13 protein-coding genes and 1 other annotated feature are annotated in these 22,546 nt (G+C 41.0%); of the genes, 5 read left to right on the top strand and 8 right to left on the bottom strand.

Going from position 1 to position 22,546, the window contains the following annotated elements; genetic code table 11:
• Window positions 1–69 precede the first annotated feature (69 nt).
• Window positions 70–125: a sequence feature (23S ribosomal RNA rRNA prediction is too short), on the bottom strand.
• Window positions 126–672: 547 nt separating this feature from the next.
• Window positions 673–1,749, top strand: coding sequence for an alpha/beta hydrolase family protein (locus V7L12_RS01190; RefSeq protein WP_335081364.1), 1,077 nt, complete (start codon window positions 673–675; stop codon window positions 1,747–1,749).
• Window positions 1,750–2,194: 445 nt separating this feature from the next.
• Here the strand turns inward: V7L12_RS01190 and V7L12_RS01185 are convergent, their stop codons facing one another.
• The 5 genes from V7L12_RS01185 to V7L12_RS01165 form a co-directional block, all read right to left on the bottom strand.
• The gene (locus tag V7L12_RS01185) at window positions 2,195–3,313 is read right to left on the bottom strand and encodes a hypothetical protein (protein ID WP_335081362.1); all 1,119 of its coding nucleotides are present in this window, start codon (window positions 3,311–3,313) and stop codon (window positions 2,195–2,197) included.
• A 104-nt stretch (window positions 3,314–3,417) separates the two neighbouring features.
• Window positions 3,418–4,851, bottom strand: a complete 1,434-nt coding sequence (locus tag V7L12_RS01180) for a vWA domain-containing protein (RefSeq protein ID WP_335081359.1) — start codon at window positions 4,849–4,851, stop codon at window positions 3,418–3,420.
• A 229-nt stretch (window positions 4,852–5,080) separates the two neighbouring features.
• On the bottom strand, window positions 5,081–5,218 hold the full coding sequence (locus V7L12_RS01175) for a hypothetical protein (protein ID WP_335081357.1): 138 nt from the start codon (window positions 5,216–5,218) through the stop codon (window positions 5,081–5,083).
• A 466-nt stretch (window positions 5,219–5,684) separates the two neighbouring features.
• Window positions 5,685–5,885, bottom strand: a complete 201-nt coding sequence (locus V7L12_RS01170; protein WP_335081355.1) for a hypothetical protein — start codon at window positions 5,883–5,885, stop codon at window positions 5,685–5,687.
• A gap of 708 nt (window positions 5,886–6,593) precedes the next feature.
• Complete coding sequence (locus V7L12_RS01165) at window positions 6,594–11,282, bottom strand: GAF domain-containing protein (RefSeq protein WP_335081353.1); 4,689 nt, start codon at window positions 11,280–11,282, stop codon at window positions 6,594–6,596.
• Window positions 11,283–11,530: 248 nt separating this feature from the next.
• Here V7L12_RS01165 and V7L12_RS01160 point away from each other — a divergent pair, with 248 nt between their 5' ends.
• The 4 genes from V7L12_RS01160 to V7L12_RS01145 all read left to right on the top strand — a co-directional run bounded on the left by V7L12_RS01160 (window position 11,531) and on the right by V7L12_RS01145 (window position 16,249).
• On the top strand, window positions 11,531–11,854 hold the full coding sequence (locus V7L12_RS01160; protein WP_335081351.1) for a YnfA family protein: 324 nt from the start codon (window positions 11,531–11,533) through the stop codon (window positions 11,852–11,854).
• Window positions 11,855–12,546: 692 nt separating this feature from the next.
• Window positions 12,547–13,941 (top strand): ammonium transporter, encoded by a 1,395-nt coding sequence (locus V7L12_RS01155; RefSeq protein ID WP_442947862.1) that lies wholly within the window; start codon window positions 12,547–12,549, stop codon window positions 13,939–13,941.
• A gap of 146 nt (window positions 13,942–14,087) precedes the next feature.
• The gene (locus V7L12_RS01150) at window positions 14,088–14,945 is read left to right on the top strand and encodes an SGNH/GDSL hydrolase family protein (RefSeq protein WP_335081347.1); all 858 of its coding nucleotides are present in this window, start codon (window positions 14,088–14,090) and stop codon (window positions 14,943–14,945) included.
• A 95-nt stretch (window positions 14,946–15,040) separates the two neighbouring features.
• The gene (locus V7L12_RS01145; protein ID WP_335081345.1) at window positions 15,041–16,249 is read left to right on the top strand and encodes a 4-hydroxy-3-methylbut-2-enyl diphosphate reductase; all 1,209 of its coding nucleotides are present in this window, start codon (window positions 15,041–15,043) and stop codon (window positions 16,247–16,249) included.
• Between the two features lie 1,130 nt (window positions 16,250–17,379).
• Here the strand turns inward: V7L12_RS01145 and V7L12_RS01140 are convergent.
• From V7L12_RS01140 to V7L12_RS01130, 3 genes are all read right to left on the bottom strand, one after another.
• Window positions 17,380–19,776 (bottom strand): glycoside hydrolase family 15 protein, encoded by a 2,397-nt coding sequence (locus tag V7L12_RS01140; RefSeq protein WP_335081343.1) that lies wholly within the window; start codon window positions 19,774–19,776, stop codon window positions 17,380–17,382.
• A 70-nt stretch (window positions 19,777–19,846) separates the two neighbouring features.
• Complete coding sequence (locus V7L12_RS01135) at window positions 19,847–20,785, bottom strand: cation diffusion facilitator family transporter (protein ID WP_335081340.1); 939 nt, start codon at window positions 20,783–20,785, stop codon at window positions 19,847–19,849.
• Between the two features lie 166 nt (window positions 20,786–20,951).
• Entirely contained in the window at window positions 20,952–21,764 is an 813-nt protein-coding gene (locus V7L12_RS01130) for an SDR family oxidoreductase (RefSeq protein ID WP_334816676.1), read from the bottom strand.
• Between the last annotated feature and the right edge of the window lie 782 nt (window positions 21,765–22,546).

The raw sequence follows: 22,546 nt of genomic DNA, 5'->3' as shown, positions 1-22,546 counted from the left end.
CGAATTACGAATTAATGTGCGTGCAAGTTGGTGGAGCATTGCGTGTTCTCAGTTACTAGAGGGACTCCGCTGGTGAGTTGTTACACACTCTTTCAAGGATGGCTACTTTTAAGCCTACCTCCCAGGTTTTTCGCACTCCCCGTTCACACACGCCCACTGTATTTGACAGTGTTACTTTTCCTCTCGTACTAGTATGTAGGCTCCAAGAGTTGGGGCACGCAGGATATTACTATAATACAATATACTACAAAAAATGCTACCTTCCCGATTACAAGACAAGAGGTCAAGCTAGATGAAGATGATTTGAATTATCTACTGCGTCAGCGATCGCTCATTTGTACCTGCCATGCGTAAGGGCAATGGTACGGAAGCATCCTTAATATAGGCGATCGCACTCGGTATGCATAACTAAATATAACTATTGTCACTGTAACTAATCGCCACAAAATAGTACAGGTTGCCTTACTAAAAATATACAGCGATCGCAGTGCGCTAATGGGATCAACGTTATTTTAATGATTGGGAAAGGACAGGGTTTGAGTTTCTAAAACCTCTTGGGTTACACCCTAGCATCTACCTACAGGAAAAAAATTAAGGGTACAAATACTATGGTAGTTTAAACAGAAGTATTAGAATAAATACGTCTTGTTGCTTAGAAAGGGAGTAGCTATTTTGTTGAATATCAAAGCTTTGTCAGTAGTTTGTACAAGCACATCGTTACTCGTATTGGGTGTTAATGAAATAGCGTCTGCTTCTTCCTTTAATCCTACACCTGTGTTTGACAACGTTGCTAGCTACAGTACTACTATTACTGGAGATAATAATCTAGCTGATATTTACTACCCTAATCCAACAGACTTAAAAACAAGCAATTATTCCTTTCCAGTAGCACTATTGCTACAAGGCGCACTAGTTGACAAATCAAATTACTCTAATTACGCTCAACAAGTTGCACGCTATGGATTTGTAGTAGTGGTGCCAAACAGCAAGCGTATAGCTCCAATATTTGGCGAAGCATTATTACCCCAAACTACCCAAATTGATACAGCTTTACAACAAATTGTAGTTGAAAATAAGAATACTAGTTCACCTATTGTCGGCTTGCTGGATACAGAGAAAGTAGGATTATTGGGTCATTCATTAGGCAGCGCTGTAGGATTATCTACAATTGGAAATTTATGCGTGACACCAACACTTTGTCCGGGTTCTTTCTCACGACCCAAACAAATTGTAGCAGGAGCATTCTTTGGTGGTAATCTTCGCGATGAGAATGATGTTTATCTTCCTATTAACAATGATGGAATACCAGTTGCACTCCTGCAAGGGGATCGTGATGGTAGAGCGCTGCCTTTCCGGGCTAGTTTAACTTATGACAAAATTAAAAATCCACCCGCTGCACTGATTAATATCAAAGGTGCCAATCATTTTAGTATCACAAATACAAATAATCCTGCTGGTGCAATTCCTGACCCGATAAATTCTACACTTAATCAAGATGTAGCTATTGAAACAATTGCCCGGTGGAGTGGTTTGTTTTTACGTGCAAGTATTCTTAACGATAAAGACGCTTTTAATTACATTTATTCCACAGGCGATGCTGCTGATCCCAATGTGACAGTAGAGAGTAAACGTGTTCCTGAATCGGCATCGACTGTTGCACCTTTAGGGATATTGTTTGCTTATTTTACGATTACTCAACTACAAAAAAGAATAAATGAATCAAAACGTCATTTTAAAAGCAATGCCTAAAACAGTCCTCCTTACTGCAATATCCAAAGGAACTCCGCTAGTGAGTTGTTACACACTCTTTCAAAGATGGCTATTTCTAAGCCCACTTTCCAGGTTTTTCGCACTCCCCGTTCATACACGCCCACTGCAAGCAGTGTTACCTTTCCTCTCGTATTAGTATGTAGGCTCCACGAGTTGAGGCACGCAGGATATTATCATAATATAGTATAATACAACAGTTTCAAGAGATGAAAAGAGAGATTTTGGAGTAGAGCGATCGCTGCTACTTTAATATGCCTTCTTCATCTCGCTCATCGATATCACCTACTTGGCTTGAGTAAATGATGGAATTTACATACTACAAATTATAACTTCAAAAATATAAATAGATAAGTTTGGATTTGAGCGGTAAATCCTTTCTCTTTAATTTTTAGACTTTTTGCTTATCATGAATTCGTTTGGGTATTCAGCATTCATTACTATTTTTTAAAAGCAAATCAGCAATTCTTATCAACACTCTATTTAAGTCATTACGATAAGCCAAAAGTCTATTTGATTCCACTTCATACCGCTCCTGGGTAGACCAATGAATTATTCTTCCAGTTTTATGGAGTTCAGGAGTACGAAACTGCTCATCAAAAATTACCATAGAATGTAAATAATCCCAAATTAATTGAGTAACAACATTGTGAGAATTTTCAAATTTTTTTATAAACTCTGACTTAACACTTTTGGCACTTTGAACTTTATTAAAATCAACAGGTCTTTCTAAAAGTACAGCAAGTCCGATCAGCTTCTCCCATATCGCTCTAATTCTAACCACTGCATTACTGTAGTGTATGTATCGTCTAAATCTAAAATAATTTTTTCTGAGATTACTATGCATCCAAAAAAACTTGTCAAAGTCTAGTCCGCTAATTCGGTGACTACTCCCTTCTAATAGTCCTTTTGTTATTTGAGTTTCTATAAATTTGTAATCACCAGGACTATAAGGACGCAATAACTCATATTCTAGAGCAAAGTAATTAGTTTTTATATCTATAAGAACTCCGACTAGTTTAAAGCTGAAAATTTCATCTATTAGGATTGATTCATAAAGCTTTAAAATGTCAAATTCTTTAAGTACACAACAAAAATTATCACCTTTTCCAAAGTCATCACATAATTGATTCACTTCCAATAAGTCTAGTTTAGATAGATTCTCCGGTATTTCCTGATATGACAATTGCAAATGTGCATCTTGAAGTAATTTTTGGAATTTTTCGTCATCATAATTACATATAATGATTTCTGTTTTTGATACTATTAAATAGATTTTATCCAAAATTATAGGAATTTGATAAGCTGGCGGCAGTATTTCTTGGGTTAAATTAAGAATATTTTGAATTAAATCTTGATTTAAAGCTTCTATCTTAAAGAGAATAGCTTGATAGTCACGTAAGTAAACAAAGTCTATTTCTTGACTCTGCTTCATCTTTAAAAGCTCCCTTCTTAGGGTTTCTATTCCTGAGAATCCCATTTGCGAATTTAACCAAGCTGTTTGTGGAAAAATTATGTTTAGCTTTATTTGCTCATTCAAGTCCATATTTATAACAAGGTTTTTTCACAAGTATAAAAGCTTTCCATAAAAATTGCTCTCTAAAATTGGGCTTGTTCGCTAAGTAGTATGAATAATGCCCAATTTTATATCTACTTATCATCTCGCACAGGCAACGGCATATCCAAAATCTCCATCAGCAAATCCAGACGAGAGGGGCGCGTTAGAAGTGGGACGAGATTCGGCAAGCTGTAGTAATCACCCTCGAAGGTGAACGTATCTACAGGTGCTTGCTGCTGCTTCAGTTGGCTCTCCACCCAGTCGTAATGAGTACCCACACGGACAATCACCACATTGGGCATTATCGCCAACTCCCGGCAGTAGTTCTTGTAGACTTCACCGAAATAAGGAGCCGCATTTTCGCCCTCATCCGTCACCAGGATAATCTGGTCAACCACCTGCTTCTTCTTCCGCATTGCTTCCAATGCACAGCCGATGCTAGTGCTACCGCCTGCCTTGATGTGCTGGAAAGCACGCTCCCAGTCGGTCAACTCCTTGCCCTTTGCCGTAACAGCGTAAGGAATGGTGTCAAAGGCGTAGACAAACAGTTCTGCCTGAGTGATACCAGAGATTAGGGCAGCAAGTTGCTTACCGATCGCGATCGCATTTTCCATTGAACCAGACTTGTCCACCAATAAAGCGGTTGGACGAGCGATCGCACCACGCCGCTTTACCTGTTCGTTTGTCACCTTTTCCAGTTGAGCAACGGTGTCTGCGTCAAAATCTCCTGCGTCTGTGGCAATCTGGGCTTTGAATGCTGAGACACGCGTACTCTTAGACGCTGCTTCCAGTTTGGAATCAATCAGCTTCTTGACTTCTGGGTGATCTATTGCACCTCTAGTCTGGAGAGACTTGAGGTTGTTGATTGCTTCTTGAGGAGTCATGCTGTTGATTAACGCCACCAATACAACTGGTGTAAGTTGCTTGATAGCACCAATTGCGATCGTATATGGAATTTTGAACTCTACAATCAGCCGTGCCTGTTCTGCGGCATTTTCTGCCTTAGCAAGCTGCTTCAGCACATTTGCTAAAGAACCCTCTGGAGGAGTATCGCGGAATAGAATCGCATTTGCCCGCTCATTTGGCTTGATGTGCAGTGAAGCGTATAAGTGCTTCATTGCTTTACGACCTCGCAGAGCAGCGCGATCAAACAGAGCCGGATTGCTCTCTCGCACCTTTAAATAACGCCGTACCGCAGTCCGAGCAGAACGAGGCAGTTTATTCTGCTGCTGCTTCATGAAGTCCACCACACGAGCCACTTGATAGGGAGGAAATTCTTGCAACATCATAAATCCAGCATCTCGATGTTCAGTCAAATTGCTGGTTAACAAATGAGCAACAAACACCTCTTTGTGGTCGCGGACATCACCATGACGTTGATACCAAACTGCCAGGTGTCCGTAGAATATGGGATCGAGTTCAACAATTAACTGATGAATTTCTGCGACTTGCTCAAGCTTGCGGTGAGGAGTTGTTAGCAAACTGTTGAGCATTTCCAAACGCAGGTCACGTTCTGCGATGTTCATTATGAACCTCCTCTAGTTGTGATGAATGAGGAGACAGATGTTGCACGCGGGGCGATTAAATCACCGCGCAAGTTGTAGAAGCATTGTGTATAACTTGTGCAGAGTTATGTAAGCTTCTGCGATCAGGGCGCGGCAACAACTGCCAATTAGAAATTTGATGTAAAGTATCGAAATCGTTGGTACTATTCCCTAAAAGTAGTAGCTGCGTAAGCTGCCATCATATCTGCCGCTATTGCGACAGCACTGTTTGAAAGCAGCGACCAGAATCACAAGGACAAAAGTCATAGCCAGTCATCTTTTTGAGGCTAATTCTCCTCCCACCGCGAGGACGCTCAATCACAATCTCGCTCAAACGATGTTCGCTCATATCTCACGTTGTTTAAATGCACTTGTACTAATTGAGTTGTTATTAAACATGAGTTAGCCAACATCATTGAACTCACCTCTGTATTGAGTAAAGGTTATAGATAAATCCGATTTAAATAATTGAAATTCCGCACAAGTTAGCAAAGCAGTTTTCACAATTGCCTATACCAATTTGGCTACGCTCCCATCAAAGGGAGCGACAGGATTTGAACCTGCATTCCGTTGCCGGAGTGTGTAGGCTTCACAAGTTAGGGCGCGGAATTAAGTCTTAAATCATTCTGTGCAAGTTCAAGAAGCTTTTTACAGCTACGGTCGCTCTTACCAAATATTGGCAGTGGGCACGCACGCTAAATCTGCGAGATTAGAAATCATGCTTCGCTGATTCGATCGCTTGAACTTTACTACCTTAGGGCCGTTATGAATGTGTATGTATGCTTCTTCTTTTAGGGCACGGATGACTAGGAAATTTAACCATAGACAGCTTCAGGGCGGACGATCAGATTGCCACTAGGACGGCGATCGATTACGTAAGCAGAGAGGCGATCGCTATTCACATCTAAATGCCGAGCAACGCACTCCTTCACTGCCACATCATTCATCCCTGCTGCAATTCCCAATTGTATTTTTGGCACATCAACAGAACGTCCTTCAAATCGAATATGAACCATTACAATCACCTCTTGTTTTAATTACGAATTGATATTAGTGGATCTGATCGGGATTGAACCGATACCCTCCCTGTGAGAGTTACACTCACACCTCATGCAAGTTGAAAAAGCTGTGGTAACACCGCAGGAATTGAACCTGCACTTATCGTTTTAGAGACGATCGCTCTACCATTGAGCAAGTATGTAAGCTTTTTCTGTCAGGGCACAAGTGACATCTGGGAACTCTACCGTTAGAGCTACAGACCCAAGAAAGCATTATTGCAATGCTTTTGAGGAGGCTATTCTTTGTACTACAAATGTAGTATATTATTTACATAATGTCAAGTGTCGGGATGGATCGGGCAATTGTTCTTGATGCAGTGTCATAGAAGCCATCGCCCGACAGCATTGCCATGTTGGGCAATCGCACTACCCAAACACCCTATCCACGCAAGCGATTCCCATTGCCCAAACTTCGCCAATAGTTTTTTAATCACAATCTGTAAAGCAGGATGATCATTCCAACACTCGTAAAGAAACTCTTTTGCAGGTTTTTCCCCCAAAAATCTCCGCCATCTTCAGCTTCTCCATCCACTCTTGTCGCGCATTTTACCTTGCAACTATCGCCTCATGTGACCATTTTTCAGCATTTGGCACGAGCGCGGCAAAACCAGTACCTTCTCTACGAGACGCACTCGCGTTCGCTTAGTACAAGTCAAGGCAAGTCGCTCAGTGACCACCTGCCTCCTGCCTCCTGCCTCCTGCCTCCTTCACGACTTTATTTTTACTTAAAAAGTATTGAATACAGTTGACAAACTCTTCTAATTCTAAAATTAAATTAGTAGTACCTTTAAAGTCTTGATCGTTAGCTAGTTGTTCTAATTTGTCAGCTGCTAAGTACATAGCTGTGGCTCCAATGTTGGCACTAGCTCCTTTAAGGTGATGAGTTTGTCGCGCTATTTGCCCAAAGTCATCAGATGCGAACGCTGCTTTAATTATCTCTAAACGGGGTTTAGTATCTTCAACGCATATTTGCAATAGATTTAATTCAAATTCTTGATCATTTCCTGATATTTGATGCAAGTGTTCCCAATCAATTGCTAAGTCAGTGGAAACTGTCTGTTCATACACAGCTGCTTCTTGTTGGGAAACGATCACACCTGTCCAATGCTCTAAAGTCTCAGCCAATTTTTCTTTAAATACTGGCTTACTCAAATAGTCGTCCATTCCGGCATTTAGACACGTTTGTTCGTCTTCTTTCATCACATTAGCTGTCATTGCAATCACCACAGGACGATGACCCAATGCAAAAGCGTCCTCTTGCCAACGATGAATTTCTTTTGTGGTTTCCAAACCGTCGAGAATTGGCATTTGGCAATCCATTAAAATCAAATCGTAAGGAATTTTTTCTAATAGCTGCAAAACTTCCTTTCCATTCGCAACGACATCGGCTTTATAGCCCAAACTCTGGAGTTGCTTTAGTGCTACTTTCTGATTCACCAAATTATCTTCGGCTAAGAGAATTCTTAACTTGGATTTAGTAGAGGAGTTAGGGGAAGAAGTCAGAATACCTGAAGTTTCTCTACTCGGAATTTCTTCTGTAGCCTCTAGCCTCCTGCCTCTAAACCCTTGTTCTGATTCCGGCTGAGTTTCTAAAATATTTATGATGGCATCAAGGAGTCGTGATGGCTTAATGGGTTTGACTAAATAAGCAGCAAATCCGATTTTGAGCGCCTGTTGCACTTCATCCCGTTGATTAGTAGAGGCGAGCATAATCAAAGGGATCTTAGCAATTGCAGAATTGGCTGGAATTTGTTCTTTTATTGTCATGCTATTTGTTTGGGGTATTTGCATATCAACCAAGGCAACATGATATGATTTCCCCTGCTCACTAGCTTGCTGAATAACTTTAAGGGCGGCAGCAATACTGTCAGCTCGATCTACCTCCATTCCCCAATGAGTAGCTTGATGAGAGATGATTTTATAATTAGTAGTGTTGTTATCCACCACCAATAAGCGGCGATTTTGCAAAAGCCCGCGTTCGCATTTTGGCTCAACAGGCTCAACTTGTTTGGTAAAAAGCACCTCAAACCAAAACTTAGATCCTTTGTCCATCTGACTTTCTACCCCAATCACTCCTCCCATCAAAGTTACAAGTTGTTTACAGATGGCTAATCCCAAACCGGTACCACCATACTTGCGAGTGGTCGAAGCATCCACTTGGGTAAATGGCGTAAAGAGTTTGCGTTGGTCTTCAAGGCTAATGCCAAGACCTGTATCTGTAATGGCAAAATGGATGGTGGCTGTAGTCGAGGAAAGCGATCGCAATTCGGCTTGCACTAATACTTCGCCAGCGCTGGTAAATTTGATCGCGTTGCTGATTAAGTTCATCAAAATTTGCCGCAGCCTACCAGTATCTCCTTTGAGTTGGGTGGGAACGTTGCGATCAATCAGTGCGGCAATTTCTAATCCCTTGTTATGGGCTGAGGGAGCCAATAATTCCACCACTTCTTCTACACAAGTGGATAGGTCAAAATCAAGAGTTTCGAGAGCCATCTCTCCAGCCTCAAGTTTGGAAATATCCAAAATCTCGTTGATTAAACTTAAAAGGGCGTCTCCACTACTCCGAATTATTTCAATAAAATCTCGCTGTTCTGGGTCTAAGGGAGTATCTAACACCAAACTGGTCATTCCCAATACAGCGTTCATCGGCGTGCGAATCTCATGACTGATATTTGCCAAAAAGGCACTTTTTGTCTGAGAAGCTAATTCGGCTTGGCGACGGGCAATTTCCAGTTCTTGTCGCTGACGAGTTTCTGCTGCTAATAGTTGGGCTTGGGTTAAAGCAATACCTACTTGGTCGGCTATTTGCCGCAAAAGATGAGTTTCAAAGCTAGACCAGTGGTGGGAATCGTCACACTGATGAACTATGAGCAAACCGCGAAGTTCTTCTTTAACAAGAATGGGTACAACCAAATTGACTTTCACCCCAAACTGTTGCATTAATTCCAGATGACTTTGTTCAACTTCCAAGAGATCCAAGTTAGCCAGTCCGAAAATCTTTCCTTGACGGTACTGCTGTAGATAGTACTGTTGGAGATATTCTGCTTCAAAGTAGGGGGCGGTGTTGTTTTGCTCTTTGATTGCTGGTAAGCCAGAAACTACTGCTTCAATAACGGTATTTGCAGACTGATCTGGCAAAAGCTGATAGATTAAAACTCGGTCAGTCTGGAGAATCTGTTGTACTTCTTCGACAGTGATTTGGAGAATTTCTTCGATATGCAAAGACTGGCGAATCTTCAGGGTGATTTCGGTAAATAGTTGCGATCGCAAATTTTGGCGTTGTATTTCTTCTTCAGCCTGTTTACGCTGGATAAATTGTCCCACTTGCTCGCCGATAGAATTCATCGCTTTGACTAAATTTTCGTCAAGCGGCTGGATTTCCCGGTTGAAGCAGGTAATGACACCGAGGATTTTGTTACCGCTGCGGATTGGAAAACCAAAAGCTGCGTGTAGTCCTACTTGAGCAGCTATTTTGAAGTTAGGGAAATTAATATCTTTAGCGATATCAGTAATCCAAACAGGTTCAGAACTAGCCCAAACTCTACCAGGTAGTCCAATTCCGGGTGTAAAGGTGGTTTGCCGCTTCAGTGTTTCAAATTCTTGCATCTCAAGGGATGGTTTATGCCAGATATCGAGAAAACGCAACACATTTGCCTGTCGATCGACCATCCAAATTTCACCCAAATCCCATCTCAAACTCTCACAGATCCCTTGCAAAATTTTGCGGGTAGCTTCGTTGATTGTGGCGGACTCTGCTAGGACGCGGGTTGCAGCATATTGTGCAGTCAGATGCTGCTGTGTTCGTTTGCCATCGGTAATGTCAATGCCAGTGCCAACAATGTACTCAACACGGCCTTCATAGTCTTTTAAAATGGTATTTGACCAGGAAATCAGCCGCCGACTACCATTCTTCATTACCCAATAATTTTCGTACTCATGGGGGAGTTGACCAGTTAGCAATTGCTCGAAAACTGCTTTAATCGGCTCCACCTCTTCAGAAATCAGGAACAAGTTCCAGTAATACCTATCTCTGACTTCATCAAAGGAGTAACCAGTTATTTGCTCACAAGCTTGATTGAAACGAACGATTTGCCCTTGAGAATTGAGAACTATTACTAACGCACCGACTGTATCAAGGACTGCTGAGATAAAGTTGCGTTCTTGATTTAAGGTTTCTTCTGTCTTTTTTCGCTCAATAACCTCACGATAGATCAAGTAGTAGACTATAGCAAGAACGATAAAACTTAGGCAAATAGCGATCGCAAGTGTCACAATTGTGTTGCGATCCAGATTCTTTGCGGCTTGTGACTGCTCTTGGAGTTGTCCCCTGGACTCGTTTTCCATCTCATCGATCGCCTTGCGGATATCATCCATGAGATTTTGTCGATCGTTTCTCAGTAGTACTTGCAACGCCGCTTCTAATCCCTTGTTCTGGCGCAAGTTGATAGTCTCTTTTAGTTCAGTAAGTTTAGCCGTTATCAGAAATTCAAGCCTTGCAATCTGCTTTTGTTGATTCGGTCGATCTGCTGTTAAACTCTTCAGCTTGACAATTTCTCGATCGACGTTACCAAGTGCTGTTTGATACGATTTTAGATAAAGTTTTTCTCCAGTAAAGATGTAGCTACTTTGTCCAGTCTCAGCATCTTTTATCTGGGACAGTATTTCTTCTAGGCTATTAAGTTTTTTATAAGTGTTTTTTACTATACTGCGATTATTAGTAAATAGTGTTGTATTTTGATAAGAAACCACCCCAATCAGAACTAAAATTACTGACGACAAACCAAAACTTGCGGCAATCTTTTTGAAAAATTGCTTGCGTACCCTCTGTGCCTGTTTGCCTTTCTTGGTAACAAGTACCAAACTTGCTAAATTTCGGCGCAATTCCAGTTGCTTAATGACTTGACGACCTAAAGTTCGTAATGCCTCTATTTGTTCTGGATTTAGTTCTCGTGGTACGTAGTCAATTACACACAAGGTTCCGAGCGTATATCCTTCAGGGTTAATCAGAGGTACGCCAGCATAAAACCGAATATTTGGGTCAGATGTTACCAGTGGATTTGTAACGAACCGTTTGTCATCTTTGGTATCAGGTACGACCAAAATATCAGGCTGAAGGATGGCATGGGCACAGAATGCAAAATCTCGGTGTGTTTCTAGGGCATCCAAACCGACTCTTGACTTAAACCATTGGCGATTTGTATCAATCAGACTAATTAAGGCAATAGGAGTCTGACAAATATACGAGGCTAAACGAGTCAGATCGTCAAAGGCGGCTTCCGATGGCGTATCAAGAATCTTATACTGCAAAAGTGTTTCGATTCTCTGTGCTTCGTTATCAGGTAATGGTGCTTTCATCCTTGAGCCTTATCTACATTCTGGAGAGTCGGGAGTGGAGGGATAAGGGAGCAGGGGAGCAGAGGGGCAGAGAAAGACAGGAGAAGTTGAGTAAGTTTTCCCCCCCTGCCCCTCTGCCCCTTTGCACCTCTGCCTCTTGTGCCCCATGCCCAATTTGGTCAATAAACTTACCTTAATTAATGACAATAGTTTACTTAAAAGCGTTAGCGTAATTTTACTGAGTTATATGTTATTAAATAATCCGTCAAATGATTAAGTCTCTGCTGTATTTTTTGTGGGCTGGTTTATTGGAAATTGGGGGCGGCTACTTGATCTGGTTGTGGTTGCGCGAAGGTAAGCCGTTCTGGTTGGGCATATTGGGGGGAATTGCTTTAGCTTTCTATGGGGTTATTGCAACTTTCCAATCGGCAAATTTTGGCAGAGTATATGCGGCTTACGGCGGTGTATTTATCGCAATTGCAATGCTTTGGGGTTGGAAGGTAGACGGGGTAACTCCAGACCGTTATGACTTAATCGGAGTATGTTTAGCTTTAGTGAGTGTTTTAATTATCATGTTTGCTCCCAGAACTTAAGTAAAATTTCTATATTATTTTTTTTGACCAATAACTTTTATATTGTTCCCTTTGAAACAGATAATAATCTCACGCAAAATTGCAAAAGTTTTTTCGCAACTAACCTGTCAGAAGCAGGTATCTGGATATCTAGGTGTTTATGCGGGAGATATAAAGAGAACTCATGAGGCAGCATTTTGCAACTACATGAGGTATACTTCTCCCCAACCCTTACGCTACTTGCTTCTCCCTTCTCTAGGAGACGATCGCGATCGCACGAGTAGGGTATTTCTGTATCTCATATTGACGTAGCCTCTGTCTTTGACAGGCTGTTCGCGCTCGTAAAGAAGTTGAAATCTGCTGCATATTTGTGCAAATTCTCGGAAAATACTGACACTAGTTGACAATATGTGTCAACTACCACAATTATTTTGGTTTGTAACAGTAGGTAACTAAAAATTTGGAATTTTGTCAGGCCTGAATAAAATACTATTTTTCTCTTAAAAAAAAAGATGCAATGTAATGATTGCGTGTTTATACGCTAATTTAAATCTTGGCAACTACAATCCGGTTTATATTTTTGTTAACATCTCAAGAAAATTCAGGTTAAGTAACTTTCAAGACAAAAATGTGTCCATAAAAGTAATCAAATGTAGTTAAGGATACAAATCATTGGTGCTTAGGAAGAAAAAAAAGTGTTGAAGAAAGTTGTGATGATTGGAGCTATCACCCTACTATTTTTAGCAGGGCCGTTGATGGGCAATGCTTTTGCCCAAACCCCAACTGCTGCCCCGCCTACTGCTGATACTGGAGACACAGCATTTATGCTGATTTCAGCAGCACTTGTGCTGCTAATGACTCCGGGATTGGCGTTTTTCTATGGTGGATTTGTGCGATCGCGCAACATCCTAAACACATTGATGATGAGCTTTGTGTTAATGGCGATCGTTGGAGTTACCTGGATTCTGTGGGGCTATAGTCTTGCCTTTGCACCAGGTTTACCGTTTATCGGTGGATTGCAATGGCTTGGGTTGAATGGTGTCGGGTTAGAGATAACCGATTATCTCAAAGGGTCAAACCCGCCGGAAGTCGTCTCTTATGCCGGAACAATACCCCATCAGGCATTCATGATTTACCAAGCGATGTTTGCTATTATCACCCCAGCCTTAATTTCTGGGGCGATCGTAGAGCGGATGAGTTTCCGCGCCTATTCGCTATTTGTCCTCCTGTGGTCAACCTTTGTTTACGCCCCCCTGGCCCACATGGTCTGGGCAAAAGGTGGATTTTTGGGTTTGTACGGTGGATTAGGTGCCCTCGACTTTGCAGGTGGCACAGTAGTTCATATTAGTTCTGGCGTTTCTGCTCTGGTAGCAGCGATCGTCCTTGGCCCTCGAAAAACCCATCCTGATCGTCTTAGCCCTCCGCACAATGTTCCTTTCATTTTACTGGGTGCTGCCTTGCTGTGGTTTGGCTGGTTCGGTTTCAACGCTGGAAGTGCCTTATCTGCTGCCAGTGGAACTTCTGGTAATTTAATAACAAATTTAGCAACAACAGCCTTTGTTGCCACCAATACGGCAGCAGCGGCAGCTGCTTTAATGTGGCTAATTTTGGAAAGCGTTTTACGAGGTAAACCAACCGCTGTGGGAGCGGCTACAGGAGCCGTTGCTGGTTTGGTGGGTATCACCCCCGCCGCCGGATTTGTCACACCGCTATCAGCGATTTTAATTGGTTTCATCACCGCCTTTGTTTGCTTCTATGCTGTGAGTTTCAAGCACAAGCTAGAAATTGACGATGCTTTAGATACTTATCCCGTGCATGGCGTTGGCGGGACAGTAGGGGCAATTTTAACGGCCATCTTTGCTACGACTCAAGTCAACGGAGGAGGTAAAGACGGAGTACTGCGTGGTAATTTGGGTGAATTGGGAGTTGAACTAGTAGCAATTGCCGTTGCTTATGCGATCGCAGGTGTTGGTACGTGGATTATTCTCAAAGTTATTGATGCTACAGTCGGGCTGCGAGTCAAAGAGGAAGCAGAATTGCAAGGTTTAGATATCAACGAACACGGCGAAGAAGGTTACAATTCCGAGTTTGGCGATCGTCCTACTTAGTAATGAGTGCTGAGTTTGGAGTTTGGAGTTTGGAGTTTGGAGGAAAGAACTTTCTGTTTGCTTCTCTAATGCCCAATTTAAGATTGTGTAATTTGCGATCGCTAGCGTTAAAATTTGATTCAAATAATTGGTAAATTTCGCTAGTCGTGTCTACATCTGCAAAAACCTTTCCTATCTGGGCATTTTTCTCGCTGTTAACCAACGGCATCCTAATGTTGGCGGTCATCCTGCTAATTTGGCAACAGCAGAGATTGGCCGCTTTTTTTGGGATAACGACATCCCCAGAGTCAATTAACCTAAACGACTCACCGCAAATTGCTACACCTGATTTAGGTCGCCGTCACCAACTCACTTATCAAGAGTGGGTAGACATTCTCAACCAAGAAGCCAAGGTCGCCGCTGACCAACGTCCTCCGCATTTAAACATCCTGGCGGGAGATTCTCTGAGTTTGTGGTTTCCCCCTGAGTTATTACCCGAAGGTAAAAGTTGGCTCAATCAAGGAATTTCTGGCGAAACTAGCAATGGACTCTTGAAAAGATTAAAAATATTTGACCGCACCCAGCCAGAGGTGATTTTTGTGATGATTGGCATTAATGACCTAATTCGGGGGATGAGCAATGGAGAAATTTTAGATAATCAGCGGCAAATTATCAATTACCTACGAAAGACGCATCCCACAGCGCAAATTGTTGTCCAATCGATTTTGCCACATGGCGTAGAAGAAGCAACTTGGAAAGGACGAGATAAACTTCTGGCTGTTGCTAACAGTCGCATTCGCGAGTTGAATCGGCAACTGCAAAGCATATCTACCAAAAAAGGTGTCAAATATCTCGATTTACATCCCCTGTTTACCAACAAGCAAGGTAATCTCCGCCGCGAATTTACTACCGATGGTTTACACTTAAGTCCTGAAGGCTATATGGTTTGGCGTTCTGCATTGCAGATTTATAGCGAGATTGAATTAAAACCCCAGCGTCAACATCCTGTGGGAGAAAAAGGCTAAAGCCCAAAAAGAAGTAATATCTTTGAAGACAACTCTGTATCAATCGCGTCTAGGCGCGAGAAAATAAGAAATAGTGATTTAAGTAGACAAATCTAATGGATACAAAAGCTTTTAAGCGTAGCCTCCAACATTCAGAAAATTACAATCGCAAGGGCTTTGGTCATCAAGCAGAAGTTGCCACCCAGTTGCAATCTGAGTATCAGAGTAACTTGATTCAGGAAATTCGCGATCGCAATTACACCCTACAACGGGGTGATGTGACAATCCGACTAGCACAAGCCTTTGGCTTTTGCTGGGGTGTAGAACGGGCTGTAGCAATGGCCTATGAAACCCGTCAGCACTTCCCCACAGAACACATCTGGATTACTAATGAGATTATCCACAACCCTTCTGTAAATCAGCGGATGCAGGAGATGGAAGTAGAATTTATCCCCATTGAAGGAACTAAAAAAGACTTTTCTGTTGTTGGCACTGGTGATGTAGTCATATTACCTGCTTTTGGGGCTAGCGTTCAAGAAATGCAGATACTTCACGATAAAGGCTGCAAAATTGTTGATACAACTTGTCCTTGGGTCTCTAAAGTTTGGAATACAGTAGAAAAGCACAAAAAAGTCGATTATACATCAATAATTCATGGTAAATATAAGCACGAAGAAACAGTTGCGACTAGTTCCTTCGCTGGCAAGTATTTAATTGTGTTGAATTTGCAAGAAGCAGCTTATGTTGCTGACTATATTATCAATGGTGGCAATCGTGAAGAATTTCTGACAAAATTTGCGAAAGCTTGTTCAGCAGGATTTGACCCCGATCGCGATTTAGAAAGAGTTGGCATTGCTAACCAAACTACAATGCTTAAAGGCGAAACTGAGCAAATCGGCAAGCTTTTTGAGCGGACTATGTTACAGAAGTATGGCCCCACTGAGTTAAATCAACATTTCCAAAGCTTCAATACTATTTGTGATGCCACTCAAGAACGCCAAGATGCCATGTTGGAGTTAGTGGAACATAATTTAGCTTTGATGGTAGTAATTGGTGGGTTTAATTCCTCGAATACTACTCAGTTGCAACAAATCGCCTTTGAGCGAGGAATTCCTTCTTATCATATTGATACTGTTGAACGCCTTAAATCAGCATATTCTATTGAACATCGGCAATTAAATGGGCAGTTAATAATTACAGAAAACTGGTTGCCTGATGGAGAAATTGTTGTGGGAATTACTTCTGGTGCTTCTACGCCAGATAAGGTGGTAGAAGATGTAATTGAGAAGATTTTTACATTAAAAGCAACAGCAGCGCTGGTTTAACAGTTCTCAGAGGGACTTCCAAATAAAAAATATCCAATTACTTATTGTGGGGTGGGCAGCGTTCGACTGAGTGTAGCCGAAGTCTTGCCCGCCTTACAAGAGTATTTGTGGTGTATTATGCAGGTTGGCAATACATCATTTTGCTGCAATAATCCCTGCTTTTAAATAAATTTACTGTGTCTTGACAGGTGGTCATTTTGTATTATTTCCTGCACAGGAAGCATTACTGAGATTATCAAAAAGTATCAAAATAATTACGGAGATTATTTGTTTGCAATTGCCAAGATAATAAGTGAGGTACAAGAACGCATCCTTAACCTCTCTCCGCAAGTGAGGAAGGGACTATAATGTACCTTACTATGATGAGGAAATGCTATATTTATTCACACATCACGCGCTTTGAAAAAATTATAGATAGCAAGTCCAATGGCTAAAAGCAACACTGCATGAATTAGATTCCGGCAATATGAAGTGCCAGTCCTAATGCCCAAAAAGCAACCAGTATAACAACAATACCCCAAAGTATACTCAACATATTATTTGTTCTGAATTAAATCAGTTTTAATTTGTTCAAATATTTTACTCCCTAGCTTCACTTTTATCTATTTGTCTTAAGAAAGATTACTTTGAGTGATGGCGCACAGTCATTTGGTATGCTTAATCTTTCGTTACTATTTAATTAGATAAAGGTAGCGGCTCTGAGCTGTCAGTTAACTGCCCTCATCACTACCTCAAGCGACAGGATTGCTGTATAGTTGGAGTCTCTTCGAGTTGCATATCAGAATAGGCGGTACATCGCCTACTGTTCCAGATAAGTCACCTTATGACCTTGCGCGTCTGCTTTTGTATTCTAGTCTTCCCCAAATGAAATTTTGCCAGGGACCATCTCGACTCGCTGTCCGTCCATAGTCTCCACAAACCAGCGTCCCGACAGTGGGATGATCCACTGTGGTTTTGGGTTCTCATGCCAGTTGCCAACCCATCTTACACATAGCACAGTTGTTGATTTATGTGATGAGTTATTTGGCATAAAAATGGCTCTTTTTTCTTGTGTGAGTAAGGACTAAATTCCTTATTTTCTAAGCACTAAAGTGCTTACTACAAACACTCAAAACTTAAAGTAATTGCTACTAATCAACCGCAACTAGATAATTGCGTTGTTCCCATTTACTGCTTTCAATCCAGAAAAAGGTAAAGCTGATTGGCTGTTGCTGGTTATCAGAAACAGAAATATCTACAAAATTCACTCCTAACTTTGTGGAAGTAGAAAGCGTATCTTGTGTGGTTTGCCAATTATTATCGGACCAGTGCAATTGAAAAGATGCTAAAGCGTCAATTCGCAATATCTGACCTTTTTTTACTTGGCTGATTTGTCGGTTAAACTTCCAAATTTCCAATGATTTACACTGCTTTCTTTCGCCTAGATAGCGATTTGCCACCTCTGGAATAAAATCAAACACCTGTCCGTCATGAGTTGACCGTAGCAGCTTGATATACTCTGCGTGTGCCCACATTAAAGGCATGGCTGAACCTGTTGGTTTTCCTAAAAACATATAGATATCAGGGATATCTGCCTCATCCCAAACCTGTTCTGGTAGCAGACAAGTGTCCGAAGCAAATCCTTCCATCGCCTTGATATATGTTTTGACATCGCCGCCAGCAGCTAGTTCATAATGTCCTCGCTCTCCTGCCAAGAGAGGCCAAGCGCGTCCCTTACCCCAGCCAGTATAAGGACTTCCGTCTTCTTGCTGACCGTAGCCGTCGTGGTTGTAACGATGCCAACAAGGCCCAACGGGTGTATCTACTTTCAATACTGCATCAATTACTTTGACAGAATCAACAATAATCGGGTCATCTGGTTTACGAATTCCATAGCGTACTAATTGCAGAAATCCGCCATCGACAATTTCCTTGGCCGGAAATTCTGCTGGTTCACCAGCTGGTTGACTGCTGATGAAAACAGTTCCTTGGTTAGGATTGTCATCCGCTTGAGGATTATTAACATCTGAGGGAGTAATTCGGATATAATGCCGTTTGATCCCAGGAACTAAAGTTCCTTCAGTAGTTACTGTCCAAGCTTCGATGTGAGATTCTAAAAAATCTGCGTATTCTTCTATAAACTTTGCTGTTGCTTCATCTCCACCTTGACGAACAAATTGAGCAGCACAGATTAAAGCGGCAATATTGGATGCTAGTGTTGATGGTGAATAACCACTGTTTTCTTCCCAGCGTTCTTGTTGGGTAGCCGGCCCGTTACGAATTAAATAACCCGCCGCCCGCAGAACCATCGGATAAATATCGAATTTTAAACAAGTATTCTGTTGGTGCAATAGCCATGCTAGAAGAATCGGAAATGCCACTTCATCTAGTTGGATACCTTTCCAGTATGGTTCACCATCAACCCAGAAATTTTGGGCAAAACCGCCATCTTCCTGTTGACTAGTTGCGAGATAAATTAGCGATCGCACTGCTGTTTCTGTTTGACCAGCAGCCACTAAACCTGATACACTGCTGACCATATCCCTTGTCCAGACAAGGTGATATCCTCCTTGGTCTTGGTCGTCTTTGGCTTCACCCCAAGGGATAGCAAGGGATGCAATCAACGCACCGGGATAAATTTTGTCTTCATGTGCTAACAACAAACTAATGCTGTTGTGATACAACTTTCCATCATTATAAGAAACATTTTCTAGCGGTCGGATATTGCGGCGCGATCGGTTCCACTGTTCGTTGTATTGCTGCTTCTGCTGTTCAAAAGGAATATTAAGCGACTGAAATAGCGTGGAAATTGCATTATGCAAGTTTGTACCAAACGCCAGTCCTAAAGTAAACTCTTTAGTGCTATCTAGATTTAGTTTTCCAGTTAAAGCAAGATTGCCATCTACAGCACTATCAAACTCCCAATCCATCTGGAAATTATCAGCTAAATCTGTCCAGCCATCACTTTCACCGACGTAACCACAGGAAAGGCGGGTAAAGGGAACTGTTGCACCCAGTGCTAGCCATGTTCCTTTTTTCTGGGCTATCAGAATACGATGCCCAGCAACCTCTACAGCGTAACCATTATTACCCATACCTTCAACTTCCAGATGCGGCGCACACAAAGCATATAACTGAAGTTGAGAGATAAAATCGCTCTCTCCTGTTAATTTTGTGTGCTGTAAGATACAGGGGAAATGCGGGTCGGCAATCACTTCTTTGATGACGGCATAACGTCCTTGTGGATCGGAATTAGTGATGCGGTATCCTAAACCATGAGTCCACATCGGTTGCACTTTTGATTCGAGATCGCGTTTCTCGTCGTGAAAAAAGCTTTTCCCATCAGAAATTAGATACTGCAAATCCCGAATTTGGGGTCTGTCTACTGTGGGATGGTAGATTTCAGTGACAATACCGTTCCAGATAGTAAACCAAATGTTACTAGAGGTAGAGTAAGCTGTTCCAACTCCATCTTTATTAGCATGAGTCCATCGAGGTTCAATACCCGGTGAGCCAAAAGCTTCTGCTTGACCAATAATCTTTACCATAATTTATTGTAGTGATAAGCTTTGAGTGCATTTTGAAAATGCTGTGTTTGATATTTGTGTGATTAAAAATTTATTCAGAAGTTGGCGAAAATTTGCGAGCAGCAGTTAAGGATTTTGCTTCAATAAAAATTTGTTTAATTTCAGGATGCTTTTGGCGAATTTTTACTTCTAAACTTTCTACAGTTAAGGCTATTTCCTCACCTGTAAGATTTTTAGAAAATTGAATTTCTAAGTTAAGCAATACTTCCTGTGGAGCAAGCTGCATTGTTAGTACACGTACAACTTCTTGCACTCCTGGTTCTGTTTTTGACAAAGAACGAATATTGGCTATGGTTTGAGGATTAGCACTTTCACCAAGTAACAATCCTTTACTTTCTCTTGCTAGTACCACTGCTACTATTGCCAAGATAATGCCAATAATAATCGAGGCAATGCCATCAAAATAAACATTATTAAATAAATGTCCTAAAAAGATTCCGATTAAGGCAACGAATAAACCTAAAATTGCAGCAGTATCCTCAAATAATATTGTAAATACTGTGGGATCTTTACTGTTTTTGATTGCTTGCCAGAAATTTTGTTTACCCTTGGTCGGCAAAAACTCTTTTAAAGCTACAGTCCAAGAAAAACCCTCCAATAATATTGCCATACCTAACACAAGATAATTCCACATTGGGTTTTCTAAAGGGCTAGGTTTAATTAAATGAGTGATTCCTTCATAAATTGACATCCCGCCGCCAAGGGCAAAGATGAGGATAGCAACGATGAAAGTCCAGAAATAAAGTTCTTGACCGTAACCAAAGGGATGGCTATCATCTGCTGGCTTTTGGCTTCTCCGAATTCCCAGCAAAAGTACCAGTTGATCGCCAGTATCTACTACTGAATGAATGCCTTCAGATATCATGGCGGAACTGCCAGTAATCGAGGCAGCGATAAATTTAGTAATAGCGATCACTAAGTTAGCGCCCATCGCTGCAAATATAGTTTTATGAGATGAATCAGATGCCATGAGAGTAAATAATAATTATCCAGAAACTTCTAATTCACCATCCAGATGGGTAACTTCCCATTGGGTTGGTTCGACATTGTGTCAAAACGTCTCCTACAGCCAAATTTAATCGTTGATTGTTATCAAACCAGGATTAACAGTAACTTTTGTAGGCATTATCTATCAGTTAACCATTCTCTGTAAAATCTGGATACAAGGTCATACCACCATCTACAAATAGAGTTGTACCATAGACATAATCAGAGTCATCAGAAGCCAACCAAACCGCTGCTTTAGCGATATCTTCTACATTACCCACACGTTTTGCTGGAATCAGTTTTAATAACTTTGCTTCTGCCTCTGGAGTATCCCAAGCTGATTTATTAATTGGGGTTTTGATTGCACCAGGGGCAATACTATTAACACGAATTTTATGGGGTGCAAGTTCTTGAGCAATACTTTGCATCATCATATTTATACCGCCCTTACTAGCAGCATAATTAACATGACCCGCCCAAGGAATTACCTGATGCACTGAACTTATACAAATAATCTTACCTGCGGCAGATGAAATATGGGGCTGTACACCCCGGCGTAAGAATTCCTTTGCAGCTTCCCGCGCACATAAGAATTGTCCTGTCAGATTCACCTCAATAACTCTATTCCATTGCTCAAGGGTCATATCTACAAACGGTGAATCTTTTTGAAGACCTGCATTGTTTACTAAAATGTCAATAGTACCGAATTGCTCGAGCGTCTGGCTGAACATCGCCTTTATTTCGTCTTCTTTGCTGACATCAGCTTGAATAGCATAAGCTTCACCATTAGCCGCTTTGATATCATCAACAAGTTTTTGGGCTGACTCAGCTTCCGAATGATAGTTGATAGCTACTGCTGCACCTGATAAAGCTAAATAGCGAGCGATCGCTTCACCAATACCAGAACTAGCACCCGTTACAAGTGCTTTTTGACCTTTGAGCAGGTAAGGGGAATAGCTCATAATGCTTTCAATACTTTTAAAACTTGATTCGTTGTGAGTGTCTGAATATTCGGAAGACTTTCATGATATTATTTTTGCTTTTTGGACGTAGTAGTAACTTGGCGATTTAAATTGTCAAATCAGTAAGCTATTCATGAACAAAGCAAAACCTTTTTATGATTTTAAGAATATTTAGTATTTTTCTAATCTATCCAGAGAAAGATAAGTAGCATATTTTTTTATAAATGATATTTCAATTATTTGTCATTTGTGTGGCAATAGTATGTTTTTATTTTTAAGATTTGTAAACTTGTAATTTTAAAGCTAACATCAATCTCAATAAAAATTTATGGTATATTCAAAGCAAGTTTGATTAAAGTCAAATTTTTAGTTAATCAAATCTAAAATGAGCTAAATTAATAAAACCATATAAATAAGACGTTAAAGACTTTTTTGCCTCTAAAGTGTCTGAGTTAATTGGTTATTGTTAAATGTCCTATCTAATCAGAAATAACCATTTTTATATTATATGTAAATTTGCATTTACATATAATACCAATCAAAAAGGTAGTTATTTTAGTGAGTTTTGACATTAGTGAAAAATAATTGCTGAAAAAAGTAAGTATGTAAAATTTTTTTATTTCAAAAGTTACTTGAAATATTTCACTGCATCGTAAATTTTCAATATTTTTTAATTGGTTGATCTGTGGCGTTAGCACAGTATTCTTGAAACTATGAATGGTGCGTTAGGCGGATGGAAATTCCATGCAACGCATCTACATATTTAGACCCATGAAGGAGAA

It is taken from the genome of Nostoc sp. (genome assembly GCF_036918245.1).
Lineage (GTDB): Bacteria > Cyanobacteriota > Cyanobacteriia > Cyanobacteriales > Nostocaceae > Nostoc.
Note: the sequence above shows the minus strand (reverse complement) of the source record. Positions and strands in the feature narration are given on the sequence as shown.